Here is a 26,281-nt window from a genome sequence, read left to right as displayed (position 1 = left end):
CCTGCACCTGGATCCCTTCGACCCCCGCAATCGCGCCCGCGAAGTCGCACCGCTGGAGGTCCTCGCCGCGCCCGACCGAATCTCCCTCCTGCTGGGAGACATCAACGCGATCGGCACGGGTTTCCCCGAGCCGGACTGGTCCCCCCCGACTGCCAGCCCACCTGCTGAACGGGCACCTGCGCTCACCCGGCGAAGAGCTGCAGTCCGACCGCGAGGCCGTCGAACTCCTGGCCCGCGCCGGCTTCGTCGACGCGAGCACCTCCGCCGGCAAGGAGGACGTACCGACGGCGGCCTTCGCCGACGGCGACGTCCCCCGCCGCCAGGACCTCATCCTCGCGAGCCCGGCTCTCGCCCCCGCGGTGACGGGCTACCAGGTGCACATGGAGCCGGTCGACAAGGCCCTGTCTGATCACGCCGCCGTCAGCATCGACCTTGACCTGAACCGGATCGGTCAGGGCTGAAAAAATCAGCCACCAGCCGAGGTGATGGTGGGTCAGTGAATGCGCGGCCCACCACGCGGACGCGCCCATCAAGGTGCCGCCCGGCCAGCTTTCCACGGAGGGCAACTCCAGGCCTCCCGCCGAGTAGGCGAGCGGCTCCCGGTACTCGGTGAGCCAGCGCACCAAGGTGCTGAGTTGAGAGTCGTCGTCGAGGTCGTGCCGGCGGTCGGTCAGCCCGTGCCGAATCACGTCCTCGAGCGCGGGCTCGCGCGTCGTGAGCGCCTCGACGATCCGCTCCACGGGGAAGTCTCGGGGTTCGTCGGCAGTAGGCCGCGTGTACAGCAGCAGCGCCACCGTGGGCAACGCGTACGTGAACGGCCCGCCGCTGCACTCCGCCGGCCAGCCCGGTTCCAGCAGCGATGCCGACCGCCGCAGGGAGGCGTGCCATCAAGCGTTCATCCAGTCCGTCGACGGCAGGAACGCGTCTACCCCCGCCGCGACACCCACGTTCAGGGGCTGCGTGCCTTCTGCGCCGACATCACCGCCACCGGCTCGGTCCTCCGCGTCCGCGGGCCGGCCGGGCTGCGCGGCGCCACGGTGGAGGCAGCGGACATCCGTGCGGTGACCGCGCTGCTGATCGCCGCACTCGCCGCCAGCGGCACCTCTACGATCCGAGGGATATTCCATCTCCAGCGCGGCTACGGCCACCTGCAGCCCAATCTGGCCACGCTGGGAGCCGAGATCACCACCATCCCCGGAGGCCCTTGATGCCCGTCCCGTTCACCGCCGATGACACCACCCGCCTCTGGGACACCTTCGACCAGGTCGTCGCCGACAGCGCCTCCCCGGGTGGCGTCATCGCCTACGGCACCACCGGCGCCAGCCCCCAGTTCCTCAGCGTCGGCAAGGTCGCTCCCGAGTGCGGCAACACCACCCCTGACCGGGACACGACGTACGACATCGCCTCGCTGACGAAGGTCGTGGCCGCCTGGCCCCTGATCGGCCAGGCCTTGGATGCCGGGCTGCTCGACCTCGACGCCCCGATCCGCGACTTCCTGCCTCCGATGAACAGCGAGACCCCCAGTGGAGAGGCGACCGTGCGCCAGCTGATCGCGCACACCTCCGGGCTTCGTGCCTCCACCCGCCTCGACCACTACCGCGGCGCCGACCTGCCACTGCACGAACTCCTGTGCCGCGAACAGCTGGAAGACGCCCCCGGCCAGCACCGCTACATCAACCGCGGCTACATCCTGCTCGGCCTGGCCCTCGCCCACATCCACGGCCGCCCCCTCGACCAGCTGGGCGCGGACCTATGGAAGACGCTCGGGATGGACGCCACCGTGTACGGGCCCGTCGCCCGCACCCTCAAGGTCGCCCCGACCGAGCAGCGCATCCCCGGTGCCCCGCGGATCTGGGGCGCCCCGCACGACGACAACGCCGGCCTGCTCGGTGGCGTCGCCGGCCACGCCGGGGTGTTCTCCACCCCAGGTGACCTCGCCGTATACGCCCAGAGGCTCCTGGCCGCCCACGCGGACGGCGACGAGCACGGCCTGGGCGAATGGCTGCACGCCAGCCTGGTCCCCCAAGCCCCGATCGAGCCCGGCCTGGACCGCGGCCTGTCCTGGATCCTCGCCGCCGGCGGGCGCGTCGCGTACCACCACGGGTTCACCGGCACGAGCCTCTACCTCGCGCCGGAGACCGGCCGCTACCTCGTCATCTGCACGAACGCCATCTACGGCGGCAACGCCCGCACCAAGATCGCCCCGCTGCGGGCCCTCGCGCTCAAGACCATCTCCGCCACCTGACGAACGGAGGCACCCCATGGGTGAGCTACTGGCCGACCACACCACACTCCGTCTCGGCGGACCCGCCGACCGGTTCCTCACCCACACCGACCGCGCACGCCGCACACGGCAGCGACACGGCGCCGTTCATGCTCGGCGGCGGCAGCAACACCCTCGCCGCCGACACCGGCTACCCCAGCACCGTGATCCACATGGCCACCCGCGGCATCGCCGTACGCCCGCTCGGCGGCGACCTCGTGGAGGTCATCGCCCAGGCGGGAGAACCGCTCGGCTCACTCGTCGCCTTCACCGTCACCGAGGGCCTGTCCGGGCATCGAGTACCTCGGCGGGATCCCGGGCACCACCGGAGCCGCACCGGTCCAGAACACCGGCGCCTACGGACAGCAGATATCCGACACCCTCACCCGCCTCACCGTCTACGACTGGCACCTCGGCCGCACCCGCGAACTGCATCCCGGCGACTGCGGCTTCGGCTACCGCACCATCACGTTCAAGACCCAGCCCGGACGATTCACGATCCTCGATGTCAGCCTGCGTCTGGCACGACGAACGTGCGCCTCCCCCATCCGCTACCAGCACCTCGCCGACGCGCTGGCCGTACGCCTCGGCGCCCGGCCACCGCTCGCCGAGGCGCCCAGGCCGTCCTCACCGACCGGCGCAACCGCGGTCCCTCACACCGGCGGCACCCACCATTCGGCAAACGGTGTCGATCACGACCGTCACCCGAGGGCGCAGTGCGGCGGAGCCCGGTCTCACGCCCGTGCCTGCCGTCCCCGACCCCGCCCTACCGGACGCCGGCCGCAACCTGCTCGATGTACGTCTCCAGCGGCTCGAAGCCCCACGCTGCCCGCCGCGAGTCCACCCCGGCTGGATCCACCGGAGGCGGGGTGAGTTGCCCGTCTGGTCCTTGAAACAGCTGCGTACCGAAGACCTGTGGAAGGTACGTCCCGAAGAGGCCGATCTTGAAAGCGGCGCGGTTTCCACTCCAAGGTGTCCACTTCCGCGACCCTGGATCGTAGCCACCCCAGGCTCCGCTAGGCTCGCTCAGGTTGTAGGACGGACTACGGATTTCCTGGCGTGAATGAGTGCTGTGCGGTGCGCGCAGGGAAATCGGCGATCAAAGTGTGGGAGCGGCGGCGATGACTGATGCGTCTGGTGCGGTCGTGCTGACCGGGGGTCGTATGGCGTCGGAAGTCCTCCGACAGGATGACACGGTACTCAGGCCCGCGTCAGACGCTTCGGAATTTATGGCTTCCCTTCTGGAAATCTTCGAGCAGCAGAATTTCCTGGGAGCCCCGAAATATTTGGGACAGGTCGACGGAAAAGACATCCTGACCTATATCGAGGGCGAGGTCCCGGAGAAATTCCAGCCTTGGTCTGACGATCAGGTGCGGGCAGCTGCTCGCCTTCTCCGTGAGATGCACGACGCCACACGCGGAAGCAATTTGGCGGGCCGATTCGATGTGGTGTGTCACCACGACCCCGGCCCAAACAACTCTGTCTTCCAGAACGGCCTTCCAGTCGCGTTCATCGACTTCGAGCTGGCCGCCCCGGGAGGGCGTCTGGAGGACGTGGCGTACATGGCCTGGACGTGGTCGATCTCGTCCAAGCAGGTCATGCCTCTTGATGGCCAGGCGGCACAGGTGCGGCTCATCGCCGACGTGTACGGGCTGGTGGACGCTGAGCGCCACGCGCTGGTCGACTGCATCCTCGAGCGCCAGTCGCGCAACGTGCGGTTCTGGGCTGAGTTCCAGGCTCACCCGGAGACTGCCCCTGCTGCTCCGGACGTCCTGGCCAACCGGATCGCCTGGAGTAGGCGAGAGCGCCAGTTCGTGTACACGCACCATGAGGTCTTCGACCGGGCGCTGGCCTGACCCTGCTTGGGACTAAGGCACGGTGGCCGCTGGCCTGTGGGGTGGGGGCTCGGCGCCAGGGGGAGCCGAACACGACCGCCGACACGTGCCCGCCGTCCCACCGTCGGCTCGGTGCGCGGAGGGGGTGTCATGACGGGAGGGTAGAGGCGCGGCCGCGGCCCGGGCATCCGAGTTTCGGAGACCAGGCCGGAAGGACAACCTTGTAACACCGACCGGCCAGATCGGGAGCCGAAAAAGGGAGGGCGACTGCTCCAGCACCTCATCACACAAAACGAGGACCTGCGCATGATCCCCACCGACCACGACCAGTTGGCCACCGCCGTCGACGAAATCCGCGAGGCCCTGCGGGCACTCCCCGCAGGCACGGACGCCGATCGGACGCGGGTCCTGGCACGGTGGATTGGCATCGGCCTGTTGAGCCTCGGCAACTACCACGACGCACGCGTGTTCCTGCGGCAGGCCCTCGACCTGGCCACATCCAGCGGCAACACCCGAGCCGTCATCACCACCGAACTCAACCTCGGCGACGCGTACCGCTACGCCGGCGAGGCAGAGACCGCTCACGTCCTCTACCGTCAAGCCCTGGACACCGCCCAGAGCCAGCACCCGGAACTCGCCGACTTCGCCCTCCAGCACTTCGGAAAACACCTCATGGAGCAAGGCGACCTCGTACTGGCACGCGCCCACCTGCGGGAAGCGTGGCGACTGCGGATCGCCAAGGGTGACCCTGGGCTGATCGAATCCACCCAGGCCGCACTCGACCGCGTCGAGCTGCTGATCGCCTCCTCGTAGGTCACCTCACAGGGCGCAGCCGGAGCCCGGCGTCAGCCCGCACTCCTTGAGGATGCGGGACGCGCTCTCCTCGACGGTGCTGGTGTGGTCGACGGTCTCCTCGACCAGGCAGGTCAGCCGGTCCTCCTCCCGCCACCACTCCCGCATCTCGGCGGCCCCGAACATCGTCGCCTTGTGGCGGGTGGAGTGCCTGCGCACCGTCTCGTCGAACGGCACCGCCAAGTAGAAGCCGAAGGTCCGGCCGCGGTGATCGGCTGCCAATGCCGCGAGGACGTCCTCCCACCGCGGAGTGGTGAGCAGCCCCTCCACGATCAGATGGTGTCCGGAGTCGAGGACCTGCCGGGCAGCGGTCGCCAGGAGCGGTCGGGTCAGCGGCCCCGGCACACCCGTCTCCCGCAAGGTGATGTCGCGGAACATGTCCTGCTCGATCACGGCCAGGCCGTGACCGTAGAGCTGCTGTACGCGTCGGGCCACGGTCGTCTTGCCCGATCCCGCGTTCCCCCGGAGAAAGATCAGCCGGGTCTCTTCGCTGCGTGTCTGCACCCCGGCACGCTAACCCCTCAACAGTTCGCCACGACCTGAAATGGACCGGCGGCCGCCCAATAGCCTGCCCGGTATGACCATCCAACCAGCAGGTCCCGGAAGTGAGTTCGTAACCGCGTCGGACGGTGTCCGGCTGTGGACCGGACGCCACGCCGACGGCCCGATCACAGTGATCAAAGTCCACGGCGGTCCCGGATCGTGGGACGAAAGCCCGCAGCCGGGACCGCTCTTGTCCCGGTGGGCGACGCTGACCTGCTGGGACCAGCGCGGCGCCGGCCGCTCCGATCGCGTCGGCCCGTACTCCCTGGCCCAGTCCGTCGCCGACCTCGACGCGATCCGCACCCACACCGGCCACGAGCGGGTCGTACTGCTCGGGCATTCCTACGGCGCGCACCTGGCACTCATCTACGCCCTCACGCATCCGACCACGTAGCTGGTCTCGTGTACGTGTCCGGCACGGGGATCGACGACACCGCCACATGGAAGCCCACCTACCGGGCCCGGCTCCAGGAGCACCTCGGGCCAAACGCGGGACGGTGGCGGGAGCTGAAGGACAGAGTTCACCGAGGAGACCGGCGCCGCCGTCGACCGCGACGACGTCCAGTTCGTCCACCTGATGCACCACGTCTCCACCCACGCCGGGACGCGGAGGATCGCGTTCTTCTTCGCAGTCGACCGCTGGCACGGCCAGATCGGCAACCCCGAGCCGAACAAGTGCGAGGGCTGGCAATGCACAAGACCACCAGCCTTCCCGAACCTCAGCCGCCCTATCTCGTGGTCGCGCTCCAGCACATCGCCGACGGCATCACCTACAGCGAATACGCCTGGCCCCCGCGACGACCAGGCCCCCACGCCCGTACCCGCCTCCACCGACACGGAACAGTGAACGCCGTGACCTGATGCTTCTCCTACCGCGGCGCCCCGGCAGAGCACAGGTGGCACGCCGCATGGCCCGCTCCCGCCATGCGGCACGTGCTCGCCCTCGAAGCCAGCCTCCGCACCCAGACCCGAACGGGCAGGGTGAAGGCGACAGGGGGAGAGGTCAGTCCTTGAGCAGTTCGTCACGCACCGGAATCCAGTCCAGGGCGGACCGGATGCCCTCCTCCAGGGACAGCTTCGGCGTCCACCCCAGCAGCTCGGCCGCTCGGTCGCTTTTGGTGTATCCGCCAGCGACGTCACCGGGGCGCGGATCGGTGTCGACGGTGGCCAGGCGGGTGGTGACGACGTTGTTGAACGCGGCGCACAGCTCCCGGACGGTGGTGCCGGAGCCCGTGCCCAAGTTGATCGCGATCGAGCGCTTCGAATCCGTGAGGATGGAATCGAAGCGCTCGACCGCCGCGATGTGGGCCGCAGCGAGGTCCCAGACGTGCACGTAGTCCCGGATGCCCGTGCCGTCGCGCGTCGGGTAGTTCGTGCCGGTGATCGGGAACGGTCGGCCTTCCTGGTGCGCCTGGATGAGCATGCCCAGGGCGTGGCTGGGCCGCTTCAGCTGGAGACCGGTACGCAGCTCGGGGTCAGCGCCGACCGGGTTGAAGTACCGCAGCGACAGCACGCGCGGCCCGGCTACCGCGATGTCGGCGAGCATCTCCTCGCAGACCGCCTTGGTCCGCGCATAGGGGCTCTGTGGCGCCAGCGGCGAGTCCTCGTTGACGGGCGAGCCGTCCTCGGACTGGTAGATGGAGGCCGAGGAGCTGAAGATGATGCGGTCGCAGCCGTTGCGGTGCAGGTGGTTGATGAAGGCCAGGCTCTTGGCCACGTTCGCCTCGTAGTAGCCGATCGGGTCGGCGACGGACTCAGGCACCACGATCAGCGCCGCGCAGTGCACCACGGCGGAGATGTCCGGGTGCTCCGAGAAGATCCGGTCGATCAGTGCTCCATCCGAGATGTCGCCCTCGTAGAAGGTCCGCCCATCGGTGAACTCGCGGCGCCCTCGGACGAGGTTGTCGAGGATCACCGGGAAGATGCCCGCATCCAGACACGCTGAAGCAGTGGTGCTTCCGATGTAGCCGGCTCCCCCGGCGATGAGGACGGACATGGTGATCCTCTTTCCAGCCTGGTTTCAGACCCAGTAGGCGACCGGCAGCAGGCTAGCGGAGAAGCCGGACATGGGAGTGTGGCTTCCCCACCACGCCCGGATGTCCTGGCCCGGCTCGTCGCCGCGGCCTCCGCCGCCGCGCACGTCCAGTCCGGACCGGTCCGGACGCCGTGGCCACGGTGTGCACCTGGCCGCGACGGGTTTCCAGTGCGCCATCGGACTGGCCGGAAGGTCGCCGAGGTACTGGCATCCTGGCCAGTACCTGGCGTTCTGGCCAGTACCTGGCGTTCTGGTCGGCCTTGCACGGGCATCTGCGGCACGGGCATGAGGCCCGCGGCTGTGGACGCCGCGGCAGGCGGCAGGAAGGATCAACGGAGATGTCGGCCGACGACAGCGAGCAGCTGCTCAGCGACGCTTTGGCCGGTGTGAGCGGGCCGTGGAACGCGGCGGACTACTGGTTCGAACCGGTGGCCGAGGGCACCATGGCCACAATCTGGCGTGGCGTCTCGCCGTCCTCGCAGTCACCGGACGTCGCCGTGCGGCTGACGCCCAAACCCGTTTCCCTGATCAGCCGGATCGCCGAGCTGGTCGACGGAGTCGCCGGTGTGGAGTGCCCGCAGACGTTGGCCGTCGGCACGGTGGAGACAGGGACTGGTCCGCAGACCGTTCACGTGTGCACGTGGATCGGCAAGGGCGGCGCCGACCGGAGGGACCCGTACGGGCTGGGCCAGGACCTCGCGCGACTTCACTCGGAGCTGGCCCGGCCGGATGCGGGCGATTTCACCGACCGCCGGCTGACCTTCGAGCCTGGTCCGGTTCCCTCTCCGGACCAAGAGCTGCCTCACTGGTACGTGGCCCAGCACCTGTGGCGGGATCGGATCTTGCCATGCCTGGCCGAGGATCTGGTGTCACTGCGGCCCCAGCCCATCCACGGCGACCTGCACTGGGACAACGTCGTGGCCGGCAGCGGCGGCGGGTTCGGTTTCATCGACTTCGACAAGGTCATGTACGCCCCACCAGTGTTCGACCTCGCAAAGCTCCTCGCCACCGGGTTCTTCGTCCTTCAGGGGGAGCAGGCTCGCTACCAGCAGTCACGGGCCGTGGACCTCCTGGCGGGCTACCGCAGCATCCGCCCCTTGGACGAGGCCGAGATGGCCGCGATCGAAGGCTTCGTGGTGATCCTCAACGGAGAGATCGCGCGCCTGGGATACGCGTACGACGTCCCTGCCTACCAAGCTCAGGCCAACGCGCTCGGAGCCTGGTGGACGGCTCGGCGCCGGCAGCGGCCCCAGGACCCGCTCGGCCTGCGCGAACGGAATGACACGCTGGCGCCCCAACGACTCAGCCTGCCTGACCACGACAACTAGCCACGAGATCGGCATGTGCAGCAGGTCTGGTGGAAACCCTGACATGGGGTTGGAATTCGCCCGCGACCCCGTCAGTACCATCCGCGTCCCCGCGACCTACTGGAGAACCGTGGACCGCTCCCGCCGCCAGCTCATCAGCAACGGCTTCGCGATCGCCGCCTTAGCCACCCCCGCCACCCGCTGGCTGACCAAGCCGACCGACGCTCCCGTCTCCCACGAGGGCGGACGGCAGGTCGGCCGGAGCGACCTCGACGAACTGTGGAGGGCCGCCGATGAGGCCCGCCTGTGGGACTCCCGCTACGGCGGCGGAAACTGGAAGGCCGACTCCGTCACCAAATGCCTCCGCCTCAACGCCGCGCCGCTACTGACCCGCACCTACACCGAGAACATCGGGCGCGAGCTGTTCGCGGCGACCGCCGAGCTGTCCCGGGTCGTGGGCTGGTCAGCAGTCGACACCGGCCACCACGACACCGCCCAGCGCCACTTCATCCATGCCCTGCACCTTGCGCGGGCCGCGGGCAACGTGGAGAGCGGCTGCTACGTGATGGCCACCATGGCCCTGCAGGCCTTCCTTCGCGGCAACCCCGAACAAGCAGCGGACATGGCCGAAGGTGCCTACGAACGCGGCCTCGGCCACGCCGCACCCCGCGTTCTCGCCTTCGCAAAGCTGGCCGAAGCCCGCGCCCACGGCCGCACCGGAAACGCCCAGGCCGCGAAGGCCGCGCTCGGCCGGACCGAAGAGCTACTCGACTCCATCCGACCGGGCAGCCACGACCCGGAGCAGCTCGCCTACATGACCCACGCCCGGCTCGCCGCTGACGCAACCGAGGTACACCGCGACCTCGCAGACCCCAAGGGGGCCTTCGCCTGGAACTCACAGGCCAAGCCCATGCCGGCTGACCGCTTCACCCGAGCCACTGGCATCCGCATGGCCGTTCTGGCCGCCAGCCACCTCCAGGCCCGCGAACTCGAGCGCGGCCTCGTCGCCGCGAATACCTCACTCCGGATCCTCAGCAACGTCCACTCCACCCGCGCCCACAGCTACCTCCACGACGTCACCCACGCCCTCGCACGCTGGAAGACCCGCCCCGAGGTAGCCGACCTCATCCGGCGCACGCGCACCGAGCTCCCCACCACCGCAGCCTGAACCCTTGCACGGTCGTGGGTTCACCGAGGAGGTCTGATGGTCAATTCTGTGCCGGCCGACACCAGTGGATCTTCGCCGCCACGTGGTCGATTCGGTCCTCGACCCTGTGGAGCAGGGCTTGGACGTCAGCCTGGACCCGGTCAACGTGGTGCGTAAGCGCCGCTCTCTCAGGGCCCGTACGGACGGGGGCGTGGGTTCGGATCGAACGCCGGGGCTTCGACCGGATCGGTGAGCAGGGCTGGAACTGTATCGAGGCCGCTGCGGTCTTGCGGGACGTCGTTATGCCGGAGTGGTACCGGGGGTGGCATGGCGGGAGGCGGGTGAGCCGGTGATGTGGCGGGCTGGCGAGCTGGAGTTGGACGTGACGCTGTTCCCGCAGGCGGCGGAGGCGCGGACCAGGCCGGTTGGTCGTCCGGGCTAATCCGTAAGGGCTCAGCCAGCTCTCGGAACAGCCGTCCGTGTGTCGACCTGTCCGAAATCTTCCCTTGCGGCCACGGGCGCTGGCCGGCTCGGCGACGGTGGCATGGGGAGGTCCTGCTCTCGGATGTGAAACTGGTCTTTGAGCTTGTCAGGCCCGGGTTCGACCTATGACTGCCCACCCGGCTCACCGTCGTCGGGTCACGGATTGGAGACTTCTCGGTGGCTACTTCACGGCGCTGGCATCTGCTGGGCTCTCCCGGATTCGAGTACTCCGGCGAGGATGCAGGCCAGTTGCTCCGCCACCGTCTGGATTGGGGAACCCAGGAGACGTGGTTCGAGGATGGGCGAGCCGCCAACCTGGCCGTGGTCACCAACGGCGAGCGCGCGATGGTCAGCCTTCTGGATGGTGAAGCCGACCGAGCGGAACACCTCGTCGATCCGCGGGGAAGCGGCAGCTCTGGCGGCTATCAGCTGGCCAATGGGCAGGTCGACGTCTACGCCGACCGGGACACCGTCACGTTCGAAGCTGCCGGCCGTGCCGTGGCGTACTTCATCGAGCACGCTACGTGGCCCGACGACGTGAGCGTCGAAGACGACCGCAGTTCCTGACCTTCGGCATCGAGCGGCTGTGGCAAACCCGAACGCGGGCGCGCGAGATCCGCTCTGGATCGGATCGCCCGCTGGGCGACGGGGGCATAGTGACAGCCTGGGCGCCTCCCAGACGGAACTGCCTTCACTCTGACGTTGGCCCGTATCCACGTGGCCGCGTAAGAGATGCTGGGTGCATCGCCTTCCGGCTCAGCAATCAGCGGAGCGCCCCCCTGGCCTCCGTCCTGACTCGTCGCGATTCCCACTACTCGGAGTGCTGCCCGTGCAAAGCCGCATCGCCCTTGTCGCCGTCGTCACTGGTCCACCTGGGACGGGGAAGACGACGCTCGCCCGCGCCCTTGCCCAGGAGCTTGGCTGCCCGGCCATCATTCGCGACGAGATCAAGCAGGGCATGGTGATAAATGTGCCGAATCACCAGGTCAACGGAGACGATCTCCTCAACATCGCGACGTTGGAAGCCTTCTTCAACGTGATCACCGTCCTCGTTCAGGCAGGGGTGACCCTCGTCATCGAGGCGGCCTTCCAGGACCGGCTCTGGCGCCCTGGTCTGGAGTCCCTCATGGGCTTTGCAGACCTGAGGATCATCCGTTGCACCACAACCACCTCGACGATTGTCGAGCGCATCGCGAATCGTGCCGAGGCCGACAGCCACCGGGCCGCCCACGGCGACACGGCCCTCCTCGCGGACATGGAGGCAGGCACCTACGATCCGGGGAAGTTCGAACCCATCAGCCTCGACGCGCCCACCTTGATCGTGGACACGTCGGACGGCTACTCGCCCGGAACACCAGAGATCCAGGCGTTCCTGCGCGCACCGCGAAAGTCGCTCGGCCCTCGATAGGGCTCATCACCTGAACCCGAGCACCGGGCGACGTCCAGGCCGTTAACGACTTCCTGTGCGAGCGTGTCGAGTAGGCGGGGCGTCTACGCGGCGGTCACGGCGACGAGCTCGCGGACGCCGCTGACCCTGGGGTGCTTCGCGTAGAGGTCGTCCACGATCTGCCGGATCGCGGGCCGGTCGCGGACCTCTCCGGGGGCGAGCCGGGCCGCGGCAAGGAGTTCGCCGACCGTCTGCTCGGGCTTCGACCGCTGCCACCAGGCGCGTGCGAGGTCGGTGTGCATGCGGCCCTTGCGCTCGATGGTCGGGAACTGGTCGGCGTGCAACTTGCGGCCGGCTTCGAGGGCGGTCCCGGCATCGCCGAGGGCCCAGTGGACGCCGACGGCGTAGAGGTCGACGGCCGCCGGGGTGACGGGGAAGAGGCGTCCGGCGGGGGCGATGTCGGGCAGGTCGCGGGCCGCGCGTGCGGCTTCCCGGATCATGACCAGCGCCTGGTCGCGGTCTCCGGCGATGGCGGCCGTGTAGGCGGTGCTGCACAGCATCTGCGCGAAGGCGGATGCCTGCGCATCCGTGGCGAGGCCGGTGGCCTCCACGCGGGCGACAGCGGCTTCGATGTGTCCCTGGGCCGCTGCTTCTTGGCCCTGGTGGCGAAGCACGGCGGCGAGTTCGCGGGTGGCGGCGGCGGCGGCGAGCGGTGAGCCGGACACCTCGGCGTACAGCGTGGCCCGGTCCGCGGTCAGCCGTGATTGCTTGTATTGCCCCAGCTTGTTAAGGAGCTGGGAGGCGATGGTGTACGCCGAGGACAGGCGTGCGTAGTCGAGGTCTCGGCGGGTCTCGGAGGCTGCCTGGTGGGCATCGGCGAGCAGGCTCGGCAGCGTGCGTAGGAGTCCGGCATGGGCGGCGGCGTCGAACTGGCCGCGCGCGGCTGTCAGGCGGGCGTCGAGGGTACGGGCCGGGGCGCCGCTCGGCTCGGGTGTCGAGGCGAGCGCGGCTTCCATCCGGGTCATCAGGCTGAGCGGGACGGCGAGCGCCGCGGCGGTGATGAGGGGGCGGCGGCGCATGGGGTCCTCCTCGGCCGATGTCCTGTCGACGATAACTCTAGTTGCTGGTGGGGAACTTAGGCCTAAGGACGCGTTCAGGAGTGGCACGGGGACACCGACCTCGGCTGCGGCCTGTTTGAGCAGCGGCAGGTCGAGGAACCGGTCCTGCTCCAGGCGCGAGACGGTGGACTGCGAGCAGGCCAGCCGAATGCCAAGGTCCCTTTGCCGCCAGCCACGCGCCTGGCGGCCGACGCGGATGAGCGAACCTGCGCGCCGCCTCTCGGCGTACTCAAGGACGCGGCGGGAGCTCCAGAGCGGGTCAGTGCTCACGGCGCCCTCCGTCGGTAAGCGCTGGGTCTGCCGCCCCCACTCTAGGGGCTGTGATCGGGTGGGCACACTACGTATGCAGAATCTGCATACGCGATGCCGAACGTGGGCAGCGAGGTCCGCAGGATGTACGGATGTGGTGTCGTGGTCATCAGCACCAGACCCGCGGGCTGCGCGGCGGCCGCCCGCTCCGGTCAAGTCCAGCACCATCAACCGAGGTGAGGGGAGCACGTCATGGCGGACAAGAAGCCCAGTGACAACGGAGGCGGCGGGGGCGGCAGCCACTCCAAGCCGGACGCGCCCCTCTCCGGCGGCAAGCCGCCGCCGGGGAACTCCGACGGCCAGGTATCCAACCCGGGCTCCGGTTCCGGCAAGCGCAGGAAGTAGCGCGACGACATGTACCTCGAAGACCGCCAGCGGGAGCTGACGGAGGCCATGGACACCCAGGGCCTTTGGCCGGCGGACTCCCCGTGGGTCCGCCGCGCCATCCTGGACACGGTCCCCCGCCACGACTTCGCCCCCGACCAGTTGTGGACGTGGAATGGGCGCGACCAATACGTGCCCGTCGACCGCGGTCGCGACCCTGACAGGTGGGCCGACCACGTGTACGCCGGTCCCGAAGACTCCGCGATCACCCAGATCATGGACGGCCTGCCCAGCTCCAGCCTGTCGTGCGTCGCCGTGGTCGCGGACATGCTCGACTCGCTGATGCTGGAGCCCGGCCACCGCGTGTTGGAGGTCGGCACCGGGGCCGGGTGGAACGCCGGACTACTAGCCGCCCGCGCCGGCGCCGGAAAGGCCACCAGCGTCGAGGTCGACGCCGAGCTCGCCGACACCGCCCGCGCCCGCCTGACCGCGGCTGGGTTCGACGTCGCCGTGCACACAGGGGACGGCAACGCGGGCTGGCCCGCGGCCGCGCCGTACGACCGGGTGATCGCCACCTACGCGGTAGACGAGATCCCGTGGACGTGGATCGAGCAGACCAGACCCGGGGGCCGCCTCGTCGTCCCCTGGGGCCGCCTCGGGCACGTCGCGCTCACCGTCGCCGACGACGGCAAGTCAGCGACCGGCTGGGTACAGGGCCTCGGGATGTTCATGCCCAGCCGGGGCACCGACCAGGGCCGCGAGTACCACGCCATCCGTGGCGACGGGCCGCCCGACCGCACGGTCCGCGTCGAACGAGACCTTCGGCCGCTCGCCGCCGTGCACCTGGTCTTTGCACTCAGGGTGTCCCACCCGGACATCCGGATCACGACCGAGGACACGGGGGAAGGCCTCACCGTCCGGCTACACGACGGCGTCAGCTCCTGGGCCACCGCCACCACCGACCAGACCGGCACCGTGGCGGCGTACGAAGGTGGCCCCCGCCACCTCCTGGCGGAGGTCGACGCCGGGCGCCGGCACTGGGAGGAACGTGGCTCCCCGGGGCTGTGGGACTTCGGAATGACTGTCGCGCCCGACGGGCAGCACGTCTGGTCCGGCACCGTCGCTGCCGGACCGTACATGCCCTGACGGTTGTCGGTGCCCTACGGCAAGCTGCCCGGTGGGGTGTCCTCCTCGATGTGAGCGAGGAGGACACCCACGGAACTAGTGGCAGCTGCCGACGTGGCCGGCGAACGCAGCCCAGGCAGCGTTCGAGAAGTCAAGGACAGGTGCCTGGGCGTCATCGAGGCGCTTGGAATCCCGGACGTGAACGGCGCCCGGCTGCGGGCACGCCTCCAGGCAGTTGCCGCTGGCGTCGCCGCTGTAGGAGGACTTGAACCACTGTCCGTATGGGCGATTGGTGTCGGTGCTGGTCATGCTTCTGTTACCTCTCGTGCTAGTCGTTTCAGGAAGGCGGGGGTCTCGTGGGCCGGCAGGGCGCCCTGCGCGAGGATGTCGAAGCGCCGGACGAACCCCTGAAACCTGCGCACTTCGCGGTGCGGACTATGCCGGGGAGTGCTGTTCGTCGACGACGGCGTACAGGTGCTCGCCGTGCGCCCAGCGCTTGAGCTCCGGCCGGCCGATGAGGACGATGTTGTGCCTCTGGGCGAAGTCCGTTGCGGGCTTGGTGAAGCCGTTGAGGGCGACGATGACGGCGACGTCCGCGCTGTGTTCGGGAACCGCGGTGCCGTTGAACTTCTGCACCGCCCCTGACGCGACCGGGTTGGTGTACTGCTTGCATTGCACAACGATTTTCCTGTCGTCTGGGTCCCAGGCCACGACGTCCGCGCCCAGGTCTCCGGAGCCGCCGACTCGGCGGGCGCGCACGAACCCGTCCCGGGCCAGCAGGTCGGCGCACGCTTGCTCGAAGCCGTCCGCGCTCATCGCGGTCAGCTGCTTCATCCGGAACGTCAGGACGCTGGGCGCCTCGGTGACCGGCGCGGTGGCATACTCCTCCTCCACGTCTTCGGCGTCGCTGTAGTCGACGTAGACGGTCCGGTCGGAGAAGAACACGAAGCACAGCACCACCAGGGTGCCCAGGATGATCAGCGAGAACCACCAGGGGTGCCCGATCAGCCAGCCCCACACGTCCTCGCTGACCCACCCCCATACGTCCACGCTCAACCAGTGCCAGACGTCCTCGGTCAGCCACTGCCAGGCGACCTTGGCAATGGCCACGGCGAGGATGAACCAGAGGATGAACTTCAGTACCGGGTCCAGCGACCCGTCCTCGTCGAACAACGGCGTTCCCCCTCTTCCCTCTTTTGTCTCTCCGACGGGCCGGCCTCCGGCGGGTCTACGCGGCGCGTCGCGCTCCTGTCCTGCGCGGTCGGCGGACGGGCAGCCGCAGCAGGTCGTGGAGCGGGACGCCGTCTTCGGCCCACAGCCGCAGCCGTTCGCGGTCGACCCAGTGGACCTGGTGCTGATCGCCCCACGCCCTGGCGTCACGGGTGAAGCCGCCGTTGGTGACCACGACCGCGACATCAGCACCGTGGACGGGCCCGGCGGTCCCCTTGACCTGGTACATCACCTTGGAGTCGACCTTGCCGCCGACCGTGGTGTGCTTGGCCTGCAGCACGATCCGGCCTCGCTGGCCATGCCGGCCGATGACGTCGGCGGCCTGGTCGCCCTTCTGTCCGACCTGCCGTGCCGACCACCCGTCTCGGATCAACAGGTCCCGAAGCGCGAACTCGAACTCTGAATCATTGAGCGCGTCGATCCGAGCGAGCGGAATCTGCAGCACTACGAGCAGATCGGCCTGCGTCCGCCGGCGGCGTACGGCTCGGAGTTGCTGCCAGCCGAGACCGGCCAGGCCCGCGGCGGCCAGCACGGCAGCGACGGGCCACCCGCCAACCGCCGCATCCCACGCGGCGCCGACCGCCTTGGCCAGCATGGTCACGACCGCCACGGCGACGAGGGCGGCTGCCATCTGCTCGCGGCGACCGCGGGGCCTGCGCAGCCGCAGCCGGATTCCTCCCCTCACCGGTTCGGTGAAGCGGACACCGACGGCGCGGGGGAGGTCGGCTTGTCCGCCTCGGCCTCGCCGAACCCGAAGACCTGCCCCCACAGCCAGACGAAGGCGGCGATGCCGGCGATCGTCCAGCCGCCCAGCTTCTTCCCGCGCGACCCCCTCGGATTACGGCGGACGTGCTGACGGACGACGTGGAACCCCTCCGGCGGCATGCCGTTCCCCCTCCTGTGGCCTGGCAACCTGATGTGGCTGCCCTCCTGGACATGGGTGTATCAGCGGCCACTGACAAAAACTGATGGATCATCATGATGATCGGCACGCAGCGACGACAAACCGGCCAGAGGAGCACCACCGCCCCCGCGTGCGGCGGGATGTTCTCCGTACGGCGCTGTGACCTTGAGGTTTCTCACCTTATGCGGCACCAGCTCACGCCGCTTGCCTGGTGCGGCCGACGCCGACTCGCTGCCCGCCAGAGGCGGACTACCTGCGTTAACGCCCGAGGGACTGCCCCTGGGAAGCGGCTCGCAGTTGGCGAGAAATGCGGCTCTGCCGATCGTCAGATCGCGACGCGGCAGCACGGCAGCAGCCGGACCAAACTAGCCTGTTGGACGGCGCCTGGCCGCCGAGAATGGCACCGGCGAAGTTGAGGACTCGCTGGATCTCCCGCAGCCGGATGACCGGGTTGGCCTCCAGGCGTCCGCGAGGGCGGCCCCGTAGTAGTTCCCGGATGGTCCCGGCGGCCCTGCCGCCTACATCCCGGGCGCCCGGGATGCAACGTACGGAGCAGGGTGAGCACACTCGCCTCCGGCCCACGCAACCAGCTTCAGCGCGCCCTCGAAGCGGATACTCGCGGATGATGCCTGCCACGGCACAGTCCGGCGAGGTCGCGCGCGGAGACCGCGCGGGCGTCAGCGTGCTCGGCCGCGTCGAAGTAACCCACCCACTCCGGGACGCCATCGCCGGGCCCGCCCGCCAGAAGCTCGTCGCCATGATTGGCGCGCCGGCTGAGCTCCCGCCTGGCAACCACTGCCTGCCCGCAAACGGTCTCCGAGGGTTCCCGGGGCGGTAGTTGAGCCAGCCATCCTCCGGTTCCGGTCAATCCGGCGACAGACCGGTTGCTGCATGCATCGATTCGATAGGTTCGCCTGGCCATCTAAATGATCATGTTTAAGTAGGGGGAATCTTGCATTTACGGGGAAGGCTGCTCGCGGCTCTGTCGGCGGTGGCGTCGGCCGTGCTTCTGCCACTGGCGGCGGCATCGCCTGCCAGCGCCAGCGCACCGGTGCAGAGCTGTAACGAGACCCATCAGGCCCGCATCTTCTTCTGGGCGGTGGCGTGCACCCAGCCCGGTCAGCCGGTGATCGGTGCGTTCGGGACCTGGCGGAACGTGCCCATCACCTTCGGCAGCGGCGGGGACGCCGGGTCCGCGCAGGCGTCGAACTACCTGCGCATGGTCCCCAACACCGAAGGAGGGATGTTCGCCAACTCCATCGAGGTCGGTCTCTACGCCGAGAAGACCGGTCCGACGGCCAGCACGTACGGGCCGCGATGGACCGAGCTGGGCAACAGCGGGGGTAAGACGAAGGCCATCACGGCCGGAATCAACCCGGCGGTCGCGGACAACATGAACCACACCTACATGACGGTCCGCCAGGCCAGCGGTGACCAGTGGGACGTGCTGTACGACTTCAACTGGGTCGGCAGCACCACCGACCAGCTCAAGGTCCCACGCGGGAACTCCAACCGGATCGACATCGGCCTGGAGGTCATGGGACCACAGCACGTCACCGTTCCGGAGATCGCCAACCGGGTCCAGTTCATGGCGGAGAACAAAGCCTGGTCCCGCGCCGCGACCGCGGACACCGCCCAGGTCACCACGCTGGGAATCTGCGGACAGTCGAAGGGACTGCCCTCCGACCCGACGGCCGTCTACACCGCCCCGTACTGCTTCAATGCGAAGCTGACGGACGCCACGAAGTTCACTCAGTGGACCGTGAGCAAACCCGGCACCACCACCTCGCAGGCGAGCCCGCTGCCTCCCCGGGCGACAGGAACGCTCAACGGCGTCGACCAGAAGGCACTGTCGCGGTGCCTGGCAACCGACCCTGACGCCTGCCTGACCTCTGTCCCTGGCCTGTCCGCATGCGTGCAGACCGCCAAGGTCTGTAACGCCGCCGCGCTCCGGAACGCCCCCCGCTCCTCCGCGCGCGCGGACAGCACCCCGGGGGAAGTTGCTGACATCGGCGCCAGCGCTGCGGCGTCCTTCGGAGTTGCTCAGAACACCCTGCGCGTCACCACAGGAACCCGAGCCCCCGGCGCCACAGCCACGTTCGGCCTCAGCTCGCAGTCACCGGCCGCCGCCGACACCGCCGTGGTGACCGTGGAGTCATCGGCACCGAACCACGGACTGGAGCAGCGTGGTCTGACCTTCCAGGGCTTCCGCGCCACCTACTCGGCCAGCACCGGCCAGCTCCTGGATGCCTGTTGGGGGCAGCTGTGCCGCTCCTGACCACCACCGCCGTGACCGCCCCACCCATAGCCGAGGAGCCTTCCGTGCCTGACGGTCGCCCGCCCCTGCCCGGCCGACCCCGCCGGCGCCGAACCGCGACGATGGTCCTGTCCACCGTGCTCATGCTCGCAGCCGGCCTCGGAACAGCTGGTCCAGCCAATGCAGAAACGATTCCGCATAGTGGTCCGAATGCCACGGCCGCAGTCGGCCAGCAGGAGAAGGACCTGCGCACCGAGTGCGCCGCCCATCCGGAGGCGAAGACCCGCAAGGGCTGGGTCAAGAGCCGCTTCGAAACGTGCGTGCACCAGCCCGTCTACCTCAAGCTCATGGACAAGGAGCGCCGCCTGAGGGGCGAACTCTGGTTCGACCTGTGGATCCTCGGTTTCTCCTACGACGGATCCCGCCGTGTCGACTACACCAGCAGTATCGAGAACATCCGTACCAAGGCGGTTGCCGGCGAGAATCCGGCGACGTGGAAGATCGACCAGAACTTCAGCCACACGATCAACGCCTCGGCCAGCGGCCCCAACCCCCAGATGACCAAACCGGCCGTCACCACCCGCAGCGAGAACATCGCGCAGTGGACCACAAAACCCTTCTGGCAGCTCAACTACACCTCGCCCGACACCGGCAAACTCGACCCCGCCAACACCCAGGTCGTCACCGGGATGATCACCTTGGACATGCGGGTGTCCTCACCTACCGCGGTGCCCTGGACGGATCCTGTCATGGCCTACTCCAGCGTCCGCTTCGACTACGCCGGGCCGACCGCCGGCAAGCACAAGGGCACCGTCTTCACCGAAGCCCGCGTCGAACTCGTGATGAGCCTGAAAGACCCTGCCGTCGACCAGAGCGCCAGACACATCCTCGACGCCCAGCAGCTTCCCGAGCGCACCTTCCCCTCCTGGGCCGGTAAGACCGTGCCCGGAGCCACGGAACCTCTGCACCGCCTCATCGACAAGGAGGAGCAGAAGAAGAACCGCGCGAACGCGATCGCCACATGCAACGATGTCTGGGGCGACTACAGCGGGACGAAGCTCCAATGCGACGAGTACCCCTTCGCCTCGACGAAGGAAGGCGCCGCCGCCCCGGGGAACCGATTCTCCGCGCGTCTCATCGAGGGAACCGACAACGAGACAGGCGGCCGCCGCCTCAACGACATGTTCACCCTGAACCGCGTCCTCGACGGAGACGCGTTCTACGTGAAAATCACTCCCTGAGCAGTGACGGAGCCCCCGTGTCCCTCATCACCGAGTACACCACCACCGCCCGACCGGACCGCGGGACTGTGGAGGTCTACGACTCTGACGCCTACCTTGGCGACGACGAGGCGTTGCAGCAGTCGAGGACCCGGGTAGTCGCCGGAAACGGCTATCACCTCTACCTGCACAGCCTTCAACCCGACATCGAAGTGCAGGTCACCATCAGGGTCTGGGATACCCCCCAGAAGCCCCTGGAAGACGCTGAGGGCACGGTCCCTGTCTCCCTGGAATCGGAGACGGGCCAACTTGTCGTCAACCAGCTCACCTTCGGGCCGGCGGGCATGATGGACCTGCCCCGACCCGGCGTCTACGACGGGCACGCGACATGGAGCGGACGAGAAGCCACGGCCGCCTACTACAACACGTGCCTCCAGCGCGCTGTCGATGAGCAATGGGGCGCGGAACAGATCGGAGCAGCCTGGAAACAGTGCTCCACGGCTGAGCAGTACACCCTCGACCTCTGGTTCGTAAGGGAATCCGAACCCGAGGACGAGGACGACGAATAGCCTTGGGGACTGCTCCCAGACACGAGATGGGGCCCGCGACTTCCATCCACCCGCGCGGAGGCACGGGCCCTTTCCCCAGGTCGCCTGCTATGCCCCACCGAGCCTGGGGGACAGCTCTTACGCCAGATCCGGCGCGGCGCCCGCATCCTGGCGAGCAGGGCCGCTGGATCGAGGCGGACGCCCTAGCTGTATTGACCCGCAGCGTTGTTAACGCGGCTGATGGGTGGGTGTCCGCCCAGTGCGGTGTGGCAGCGGTGGTGGTTGTAGGTGTGGAAGAGTCTGCCAGGGCTGCTGTCCGCTCGTCGTTGGAGGTGTAGGGCCGTAGGTAGGCCCATTCGTCCAGGAGGGTGCGGTTGAAGCGTTCGACCTTGCCGTTGGTCTGCGGCCGGTAGGGCCGGGTTCGCTTGTGGGCGATGCCGGCCGTGGCCAGGGCTTGGGTGAACAGCTTGGACTTGTAGCAGGAGCCGTTGTCGGTCAGGACGCGTTCGACAGTGATGCCGTGGGCGGCGAAGAAGGCGCCGGCCCGCTGCCAGAAGCCTGTCGCGGTGTCCTGGCGCTCGTCGGTGAGGACTTCGCTGTAGGCGAGGCGGGAGTGGTCGTCGACGGCGGAGTGAACGTAGGAGTAGCCGATCACCGGCTTGGAGCTCTTGCGCTCGCCGGTGGTGGCGATCTTGTTGTCCATCGCGGTCCGGCGGTCCATGACCCGGTGGCCGCCGCCGTCAGGGATCCGGCCCAGCTCCCACCACACCGGAGGTCTTCGCCATGTTCAAGACCCGCGGAGTGTCAACAACGCTCGTGATCAATACACCTAGCCCGCGAGGCAGTTCGCCTCGGCCAGAGCGCGCTCGGAGCCAGCCACGACGTCACCCGCGGTGCCCTGCTGGCGAGTGCCTGGCTGACGGTGAAATCAGGCAACGCGCACGCGGACACACTGGCCCGTGCCGTCGTCATGGCCCTGGACGGTTCCACCCACGCCGCCTCCGCCCGCAACCTCCTCGTCACCGCCCTCCGCAAGAACGGCCAGTACGAGGAAGCCGAGCGAGTGGCCCGCGAAACACTCGTCATGCGGCCGCGACGGCACCGCCCCCCACCTCTTCGCCCTCCTTGACGGCGCCCTCAAGTACGGGGCATACGTGGAGGAGGAGGGCGGGACGATCCGGGGCATGATCTACGCCCCGTTCGGATACGCAGTTCGGCCGGGTCGTTGCAGTCGTGCCAGTCCTCCACGCCTCCATGATCCGCATTCGCATCGTCGGAGGGGCCGAATTCGCCGAAATCCATTCTGACGCCGGGGCGATGGCTGCGGATGGCCTACGCGGCTGGTCCTGGTCCGCTGGCCACCCAGGCTTGCGCGGCCGCGAGGTTCGGCGCGGTGCCCTCGGGGGCATATGCGAAGCCGTCCCAGGACTCCAGGACCCGCGGTTCTTCGGGTCGCACATGGGTCGCCCCGCCGCCGACGGGCCGGTGCCGACGGTAGACGTCCATCGGCGCACGCCTGCGCCGGTGATAGAGAGCGAGCGGGTCGTCGGGGTCGATACGCGGGACCGCGCGGGACGGCTGGTCCGGCGGCCCGGGACGGCTGTGCCTGCCCACGATCGGACATCTGTCCCTTCTACTCGTACGACCAGGCCCGGCCGGTGGCCTCCGCGGTCTTCCGGTACTCCTCGACGGGGACCGGGAGGACGCCGGGCCGCATCCGGTTCAGGAGCAGTAGCCCATCGAGGTGGTCGATCTCGTGGGTGATCAGTCGTGCGGCGCCCCGCTCGTAGACCGCGGTCGCGATGCTGCCCTCCGGCGTCACCGTCTCCACGGTGATCCGCAGGGGTCTGGGGACCGGGGCCCGTACGTCGAAGAACGACAGGCACCCTTCGAACTTCTCGTCCATCTCTTCGGAGGCGGCGGTGATACGGGGGTTGAGCAGCACCATCGGGTCGGCGCCGGGCAGCTGGACAACGGCCGCGGCCCGGCCGATGCCAATCTGCGGGGCGGCCAGGCCGATCCCCTTGCCGGAGAAGTCATGCGCGCGGCGGATGCGTTCCATCGCGGCCAGGAGTTGGCCGATGACGGTGTCGGCGGTCTCCCGCTCGGCGGGAAGCGCAAAGGGGCGGGCGGGCTCGGACAGGGTGGGGGCGCCGTACTGGACGATGCCGAGGTCGCGCATCTGCTGGCTGGGTCGCACCAGGATCAACTCCCCTTTCGCGGACGGTCGTCGAGATTCTGCCCCACGCTGCGGCACAGGACGACTCGTTTCAGCCTCGCGGCCTGTGACCGACCCGCGGCTGTCCACGTCACGCCTTCCACGTCGAAGAGGAGCAGGAGATGCCCAAGCCCGCATGGATCAAGGTCCGTGTCATGGCCACCGACACCGCCACCGGCACCACGGGCGAGGTCGCCCAGGTCGGCTCCGGAGTGACCTACCTGGACTCAGATCCGACCTAGGTGTGGCTCCGGCCGGTAGGTGGCGGTCACGAGCACCTCGCGCAGATCGATGACCTGGAGCCGGCCTAGGTAGCGAGAATGCGCCAGAACTTGGCCGTCGCCGCTTACGTCGTCGTCTGTGTCGTCCTGGTCAACTTGATGCTCCGGTAGGCCAGGTGAAGATCCGCTGTCCGGAAACCATCTTCCATCAGATGGCCGCTGCGGATCTACTCGAAGACTTCCCATCCGATCCCGGGTGGGGGAACCGAAAAGGAAGGAACCACGATGCGCGGACACATCGCCTCCAACGAGAACACCGGGTCCGCCGGAGCGTCGGTCTACCACCAGACCCGGGACCGCATGGACCAGGTCTTCGGCGCCCGCGACACCCGCATGTGGCCTTCGGGCGAGGACACCTGCTCGAAGTGCTACAGCGTGACGCCGGCCATCACGACGACGACGGCGCGCACCACCGCCTAGTCACGTCCCACCGAGGGGTCGGGCGCTTCGGCGTCCGGCCCTTTCCCGATCGGAGGATAAGCGTGGAAAAGATCATCCTGACCGCCGAACACGGCTCCATCGTCGACACGTGCCTGACCGCCAAGCCGGACATGGACGATGACCTCCGCAAGCGCCTAACGCTGCTGGAGGAGTACGACATGGGTTTCCTGCTTCTGGGACTGAGCCCGCGTCGTCTGCTGCGGGAGGGCCGGCTGTTCGACAACGAGCAGGTACTTCCGCTGTTGCTGTGGTTCGGGCAGTGGGACAAGCACTGTCGCTTCTGGGCCTCAGAGATCATGCGGCAATGGCTCGTGTTCAACCCCTCCGAAGGCGACTTCGAACGCGCGGACGACGAGAAGGCCACCGAGTTCCGGGACTACTTCTTCGAGAAGTACGCCATCCCGCTGATCGCCGAGTTCCGCCAGTACGTGGCGCTGTCCATGCTGTACCCGCAGGAGAGCAACGCGCCGTCAGGTCCCGTGGACATGGTGTGGCACGCGTTCATCCTCAACACCGAGCAGTACGAGGACTTCAGCGACCGCATCTGGGTCGGGGCGGAGCACATGCCGCCTGAGGTTCCCGAAGAGGACTACGCCACCATGCCCGCGAGGAGCTGACGTGAACGATCCCGAAGGTGCCCTGTCGACGTTTCACGAGCACGGGTTCGCCATACTGCCCTCCCTCATCCCGCGCGACACGGCAGAACACCTTCGGGATCTGATCGAACAGCGCTACCAGAACCCCGCCACGCATTCCGCAGATCCCGAACAGGACCTACTGCGGGGCGGTGTAAGCCTGATGCGCATGTTCGAGTACGACCGGGCGTTCCGCGATGTGGTCGACTACGCGCCGATCGCCGACCTGGTGGACAAGATCCTCGGGCCGGACTGCCACATGATCTCCCAGAACGCACTCCGCATCCCGCCCGGCCAGGGAATCACCAAGTGGCATATCGACGATGAGCTGTTCTTCCCATTCCTCACTGGCAGCCCCGCCGAGAGCGCCGCGTCCGTCCCGTGCTTCTCGCTGAACGTCATGCTCGCCCTCAGCGACATCGGCACCGTCACATCCGGCCCCACCCAGGTCGTCCCCCGAAGCCACATCTCCGGCAGCAGGCCACCGTGGAAACCCGACCTCCCCGAGGGCTCGGACCACGTCTCGCTGCTCGCCTCGCCGGGAGACGTCTACCTCGTCAACAGTCAGACCTGGCACCGTGGTGCCCTCAACGAATCGGAGACCACGCGGTACCTGCTGACCACCGCGTACGGGCGCCGGTTCATCAGCCAACGCTTCTACCCCTTCGTCAACTACCGCATGCCCGACGACGTCCTGGACGGAGCGTCTGGCCGGCTGACACGGCTCCTCGGGTTTCACGGAAAAGGTCCGTACGGATGAGCCGCCTCTTCCCTACAGTGGCGCACATGACTGCCACCTCCGTACGTCCCGACTGGGCGTCACTGCCGGACGCGGTACGCGCGTATGCCGAACGTCAGATGGGCTCCCCCGTCGCCGAAGCACAGACCTGCGGAGGCGGCTACACACCGGGTCTGGCCTCACGGCTGCTGCTGAAGGACGGCCGCCGGATGTTCCTCAAGGGAATGGGCGACGAGCACCCCTTCGCGCCGCACTACGCGGACGAGGTCGCCGCGACCGCAGCACTACCGGCAGGTATCGCGCCGGAGCTGCTGTGGTGGGCGGCCCCGCGTGAGGGGATGGGGTGGTGGCTGCTGTGTCTGGAGGACGTTCCTGGTACGCAGCCGGTCTTCCGCCCCGGCGGGGACGTGGAAGCCGTGGTGGGCGCCATGGAGTCGGCGGCGAAGATGCTCACCCCGTGTCCGCTGAGCCCTTCTGTTCAACTGCCGGACATTCTCGCTAAATGGTTCACCGGGTGGACCGACCTAGTCGAGGAAGGAGCCGAAGCGCTCGACCCGTGGGCAGTGCGTCACATGGCTGCCCTCGTGGAAGCGGAGCAGCGCGGGTACGCGGACTGCGCGGGAGACACCCTCGTCCACTGGGATATCCGGCCGGACAACATGATCCGCCGGCCTGACGGATCCATCGTCCTGATCGACTGGGCGTACCGCTTCCGGGGAGCCGACTGGATCGACCCTGCTGTTCTGGTGCCCGCGCTGATCGTCGGCGGACACACACCCGAACAGGCTGAAGCGACTGTGGCAGGACTGCCGCAGCCGGACCCGGATGTGCTGACCGCGTTCGCCGTGGGACTGGCGGGGTACTGGACGTGGTGTTCTCTCATGCTCGATCCGCCGGGGGCTCCGTTCCTGCGCCACTCCAGGGCAGTTCACGCCGCTGCCGCCCTGGAGTGGCTGCGATACCGGACCGGCTGGCGCTGAAACCCCGGACGACGCCCCCCGCCCTCCCAAGCAGCATCCGGAGGACGGGGGCTTTGCGTTTCTACCCCCCCACGCCGCAGCGCCCGCCAGGCAGTATCAG

30 protein-coding genes and 2 pseudogenes are annotated in these 26,281 nt (G+C 68.4%); 21 read left to right on the top strand and 11 right to left on the bottom strand.

The genetic code is table 11. The features are described 5' to 3' along the window. Positions 1-182 precede the first annotated feature (182 nt). A complete protein-coding gene (locus tag OG509_RS32785; protein WP_406186234.1) occupies positions 183-794 on the bottom strand; it encodes a hypothetical protein in 612 nt (203 codons plus the stop codon). 87 nt (positions 795-881) lie between these two features. On the opposite strand from OG509_RS32785, the gene OG509_RS32780 reads away from it, so the two are divergent. The 4 genes from OG509_RS32780 to OG509_RS32765 all read left to right on the top strand — a co-directional run bounded on the left by OG509_RS32780 (position 882) and on the right by OG509_RS32765 (position 4,911). Then, positions 882-1,208: a hypothetical protein gene (locus tag OG509_RS32780; protein ID WP_406186233.1), complete on the top strand. Its 327-nt coding sequence runs from the start codon at positions 882-884 to the stop codon at positions 1,206-1,208. Beyond that, positions 1,208-2,245, top strand: a complete 1,038-nt coding sequence (locus tag OG509_RS32775) for a serine hydrolase domain-containing protein (RefSeq protein WP_406186232.1) — start codon at positions 1,208-1,210, stop codon at positions 2,243-2,245. The genes OG509_RS32780 and OG509_RS32775 overlap by 1 nt, the downstream gene beginning before the upstream one ends. A 1,139-nt stretch (positions 2,246-3,384) precedes the next feature. Then, positions 3,385-4,119, top strand: coding sequence for a phosphotransferase (locus OG509_RS32770; protein WP_406186231.1), 735 nt, complete (start codon positions 3,385-3,387; stop codon positions 4,117-4,119). A gap of 285 nt (positions 4,120-4,404) precedes the next feature. After that, entirely contained in the window at positions 4,405-4,911 is a 507-nt protein-coding gene (locus tag OG509_RS32765) for a tetratricopeptide repeat protein (RefSeq protein ID WP_406186230.1), read from the top strand. Positions 4,912-4,917: 6 nt separating this feature from the next. Here OG509_RS32765 and OG509_RS32760 read toward each other — a convergent pair whose 3' ends face one another. Further along, positions 4,918-5,454: an AAA family ATPase gene (locus tag OG509_RS32760; protein WP_406186229.1), complete on the bottom strand. Its 537-nt coding sequence runs from the start codon at positions 5,452-5,454 to the stop codon at positions 4,918-4,920. Between the two features lie 73 nt (positions 5,455-5,527). Here OG509_RS32760 and OG509_RS32755 point away from each other — a divergent pair, with 73 nt between their 5' ends. Both OG509_RS32755 and OG509_RS32750 read left to right on the top strand, forming a co-directional pair. Beyond that, positions 5,528-5,887, top strand: a complete 360-nt coding sequence (locus OG509_RS32755; RefSeq protein ID WP_406186228.1) for an alpha/beta fold hydrolase — start codon at positions 5,528-5,530, stop codon at positions 5,885-5,887. A 296-nt stretch (positions 5,888-6,183) separates the two neighbouring features. Continuing rightward, positions 6,184-6,354: a hypothetical protein gene (locus OG509_RS32750; protein ID WP_406186227.1), complete on the top strand. Its 171-nt coding sequence runs from the start codon at positions 6,184-6,186 to the stop codon at positions 6,352-6,354. A gap of 142 nt (positions 6,355-6,496) precedes the next feature. Here the strand turns inward: OG509_RS32750 and galE are convergent, their stop codons facing one another. Continuing rightward, entirely contained in the window at positions 6,497-7,489 is a 993-nt protein-coding gene (gene galE, locus OG509_RS32745; protein ID WP_406186226.1) for a UDP-glucose 4-epimerase GalE, read from the bottom strand. Between the two features lie 377 nt (positions 7,490-7,866). Between galE and OG509_RS32740 the strand changes: the two genes are divergently transcribed. The 4 genes from OG509_RS32740 to OG509_RS32725 all read left to right on the top strand — a co-directional run bounded on the left by OG509_RS32740 (position 7,867) and on the right by OG509_RS32725 (position 11,873). Next, positions 7,867-8,856, top strand: a complete 990-nt coding sequence (locus OG509_RS32740) for a phosphotransferase enzyme family protein (RefSeq protein WP_406186225.1) — start codon at positions 7,867-7,869, stop codon at positions 8,854-8,856. A 43-nt stretch (positions 8,857-8,899) separates the two neighbouring features. Beyond that, positions 8,900-10,003: a sporulation protein gene (locus tag OG509_RS32735; protein WP_406186224.1), complete on the top strand. Its 1,104-nt coding sequence runs from the start codon at positions 8,900-8,902 to the stop codon at positions 10,001-10,003. Positions 10,004-10,642: 639 nt separating this feature from the next. Further along, positions 10,643-11,032, top strand: a complete 390-nt coding sequence (locus tag OG509_RS32730; protein WP_386527358.1) for a hypothetical protein — start codon at positions 10,643-10,645, stop codon at positions 11,030-11,032. 262 nt (positions 11,033-11,294) lie between these two features. After that, positions 11,295-11,873, top strand: a complete 579-nt coding sequence (locus OG509_RS32725; RefSeq protein WP_406186223.1) for an AAA family ATPase — start codon at positions 11,295-11,297, stop codon at positions 11,871-11,873. 83 nt (positions 11,874-11,956) lie between these two features. Here OG509_RS32725 and OG509_RS32720 read toward each other — a convergent pair whose 3' ends face one another. After that, positions 11,957-13,240 (bottom strand): multiprotein-bridging factor 1 family protein, encoded by a 1,284-nt coding sequence (locus tag OG509_RS32720; protein WP_406186222.1) that lies wholly within the window; start codon positions 13,238-13,240, stop codon positions 11,957-11,959. 231 nt (positions 13,241-13,471) lie between these two features. Between OG509_RS32720 and OG509_RS32715 the strand changes: the two genes are divergently transcribed. Both OG509_RS32715 and OG509_RS32710 read left to right on the top strand, forming a co-directional pair. Then, positions 13,472-13,624 (top strand): hypothetical protein, encoded by a 153-nt coding sequence (locus tag OG509_RS32715; RefSeq protein WP_373916405.1) that lies wholly within the window; start codon positions 13,472-13,474, stop codon positions 13,622-13,624. 9 nt (positions 13,625-13,633) lie between these two features. Further along, on the top strand, positions 13,634-14,749 hold the full coding sequence (locus OG509_RS32710) for a methyltransferase domain-containing protein (RefSeq protein WP_406186221.1): 1,116 nt from the start codon (positions 13,634-13,636) through the stop codon (positions 14,747-14,749). Positions 14,750-14,824: 75 nt separating this feature from the next. Here OG509_RS32710 and OG509_RS32705 read toward each other — a convergent pair whose 3' ends face one another. From OG509_RS32705 to OG509_RS32690, 4 genes are all read right to left on the bottom strand, one after another. Next, a complete protein-coding gene (locus OG509_RS32705; protein WP_406186220.1) occupies positions 14,825-15,037 on the bottom strand; it encodes a DUF397 domain-containing protein in 213 nt (70 codons plus the stop codon). 126 nt (positions 15,038-15,163) lie between these two features. Continuing rightward, entirely contained in the window at positions 15,164-15,901 is a 738-nt protein-coding gene (locus OG509_RS32700; RefSeq protein ID WP_406186219.1) for a restriction endonuclease, read from the bottom strand. Between the two features lie 55 nt (positions 15,902-15,956). Next, the gene (locus tag OG509_RS32695; protein ID WP_406187748.1) at positions 15,957-16,589 is read right to left on the bottom strand and encodes a restriction endonuclease; all 633 of its coding nucleotides are present in this window, start codon (positions 16,587-16,589) and stop codon (positions 15,957-15,959) included. A gap of 50 nt (positions 16,590-16,639) precedes the next feature. Then, positions 16,640-16,843: a hypothetical protein gene (locus tag OG509_RS32690; protein ID WP_406186218.1), complete on the bottom strand. Its 204-nt coding sequence runs from the start codon at positions 16,841-16,843 to the stop codon at positions 16,640-16,642. Between the two features lie 1,070 nt (positions 16,844-17,913). Between OG509_RS32690 and OG509_RS32685 the strand changes: the two genes are divergently transcribed. Genes OG509_RS32685 through OG509_RS32675 form a run of 3 tightly spaced genes read left to right on the top strand, consistent with a single transcriptional unit; the run spans position 17,914 to position 20,908 of the window. After that, entirely contained in the window at positions 17,914-19,140 is a 1,227-nt protein-coding gene (locus OG509_RS32685; RefSeq protein ID WP_406186217.1) for a hypothetical protein, read from the top strand. A gap of 44 nt (positions 19,141-19,184) precedes the next feature. Continuing rightward, complete coding sequence (locus tag OG509_RS32680) at positions 19,185-20,360, top strand: NucA/NucB deoxyribonuclease domain-containing protein (RefSeq protein WP_406186216.1); 1,176 nt, start codon at positions 19,185-19,187, stop codon at positions 20,358-20,360. 17 nt (positions 20,361-20,377) lie between these two features. Continuing rightward, entirely contained in the window at positions 20,378-20,908 is a 531-nt protein-coding gene (locus OG509_RS32675; protein ID WP_406186215.1) for a hypothetical protein, read from the top strand. Positions 20,909-21,090: 182 nt separating this feature from the next. On the opposite strand, the pseudogene OG509_RS32670 reads toward OG509_RS32675, so the two are convergent. After that, positions 21,091-21,647: pseudogene (locus OG509_RS32670) on the bottom strand (integrase core domain-containing protein); the annotation flags it as partial. Positions 21,648-21,857: 210 nt separating this feature from the next. Here OG509_RS32670 and OG509_RS32665 point away from each other — a divergent pair. Continuing rightward, on the top strand, positions 21,858-22,016 hold the full coding sequence (locus OG509_RS32665) for a hypothetical protein (protein WP_406187746.1): 159 nt from the start codon (positions 21,858-21,860) through the stop codon (positions 22,014-22,016). Next, positions 21,991-22,089, top strand: a pseudogene (locus OG509_RS32660) (peptidase); the annotation flags it as partial. The gene OG509_RS32665 and the pseudogene OG509_RS32660, both read left to right, overlap by 26 nt. A gap of 130 nt (positions 22,090-22,219) precedes the next feature. Here OG509_RS32660 and OG509_RS32655 read toward each other — a convergent pair. Together OG509_RS32655 and OG509_RS32650 are read right to left on the bottom strand one after the other, a co-directional pair. After that, on the bottom strand, positions 22,220-22,393 hold the full coding sequence (locus tag OG509_RS32655) for a DUF6087 family protein (protein ID WP_406186214.1): 174 nt from the start codon (positions 22,391-22,393) through the stop codon (positions 22,220-22,222). Between the two features lie 127 nt (positions 22,394-22,520). Next, positions 22,521-23,087, bottom strand: coding sequence for a peptide deformylase (locus tag OG509_RS32650; RefSeq protein WP_406186213.1), 567 nt, complete (start codon positions 23,085-23,087; stop codon positions 22,521-22,523). A gap of 524 nt (positions 23,088-23,611) precedes the next feature. On the opposite strand from OG509_RS32650, the gene OG509_RS32645 reads away from it, so the two are divergent. The 4 genes from OG509_RS32645 to OG509_RS32630 all read left to right on the top strand — a co-directional run bounded on the left by OG509_RS32645 (position 23,612) and on the right by OG509_RS32630 (position 26,181). Further along, complete coding sequence (locus OG509_RS32645) at positions 23,612-23,806, top strand: hypothetical protein (RefSeq protein ID WP_406186212.1); 195 nt, start codon at positions 23,612-23,614, stop codon at positions 23,804-23,806. Positions 23,807-23,868: 62 nt separating this feature from the next. Beyond that, positions 23,869-24,444 carry a hypothetical protein gene (locus tag OG509_RS32640; protein ID WP_406186211.1) on the top strand — a complete coding sequence of 192 codons (576 nt, stop codon included), beginning with the start codon at positions 23,869-23,871 and terminating at the stop codon, positions 24,442-24,444. 1 nt (position 24,445) lies between these two features. Further along, positions 24,446-25,222, top strand: a complete 777-nt coding sequence (locus OG509_RS32635) for a phytanoyl-CoA dioxygenase family protein (protein ID WP_406186210.1) — start codon at positions 24,446-24,448, stop codon at positions 25,220-25,222. 26 nt (positions 25,223-25,248) lie between these two features. Continuing rightward, positions 25,249-26,181 (top strand): hypothetical protein, encoded by a 933-nt coding sequence (locus OG509_RS32630; protein ID WP_406186209.1) that lies wholly within the window; start codon positions 25,249-25,251, stop codon positions 26,179-26,181. The last annotated feature ends 100 nt before the right edge of the window (positions 26,182-26,281 follow it).

It is taken from the genome of Streptomyces sp. NBC_01006, assembly GCF_045162725.1.
Taxonomy (GTDB): Bacteria; Actinomycetota; Actinomycetes; order Streptomycetales; family Streptomycetaceae; genus Streptomyces.
The sequence above is the reverse complement of the archived record's forward strand: the minus strand, read 5'-3'. Positions and strand labels throughout refer to the sequence as shown.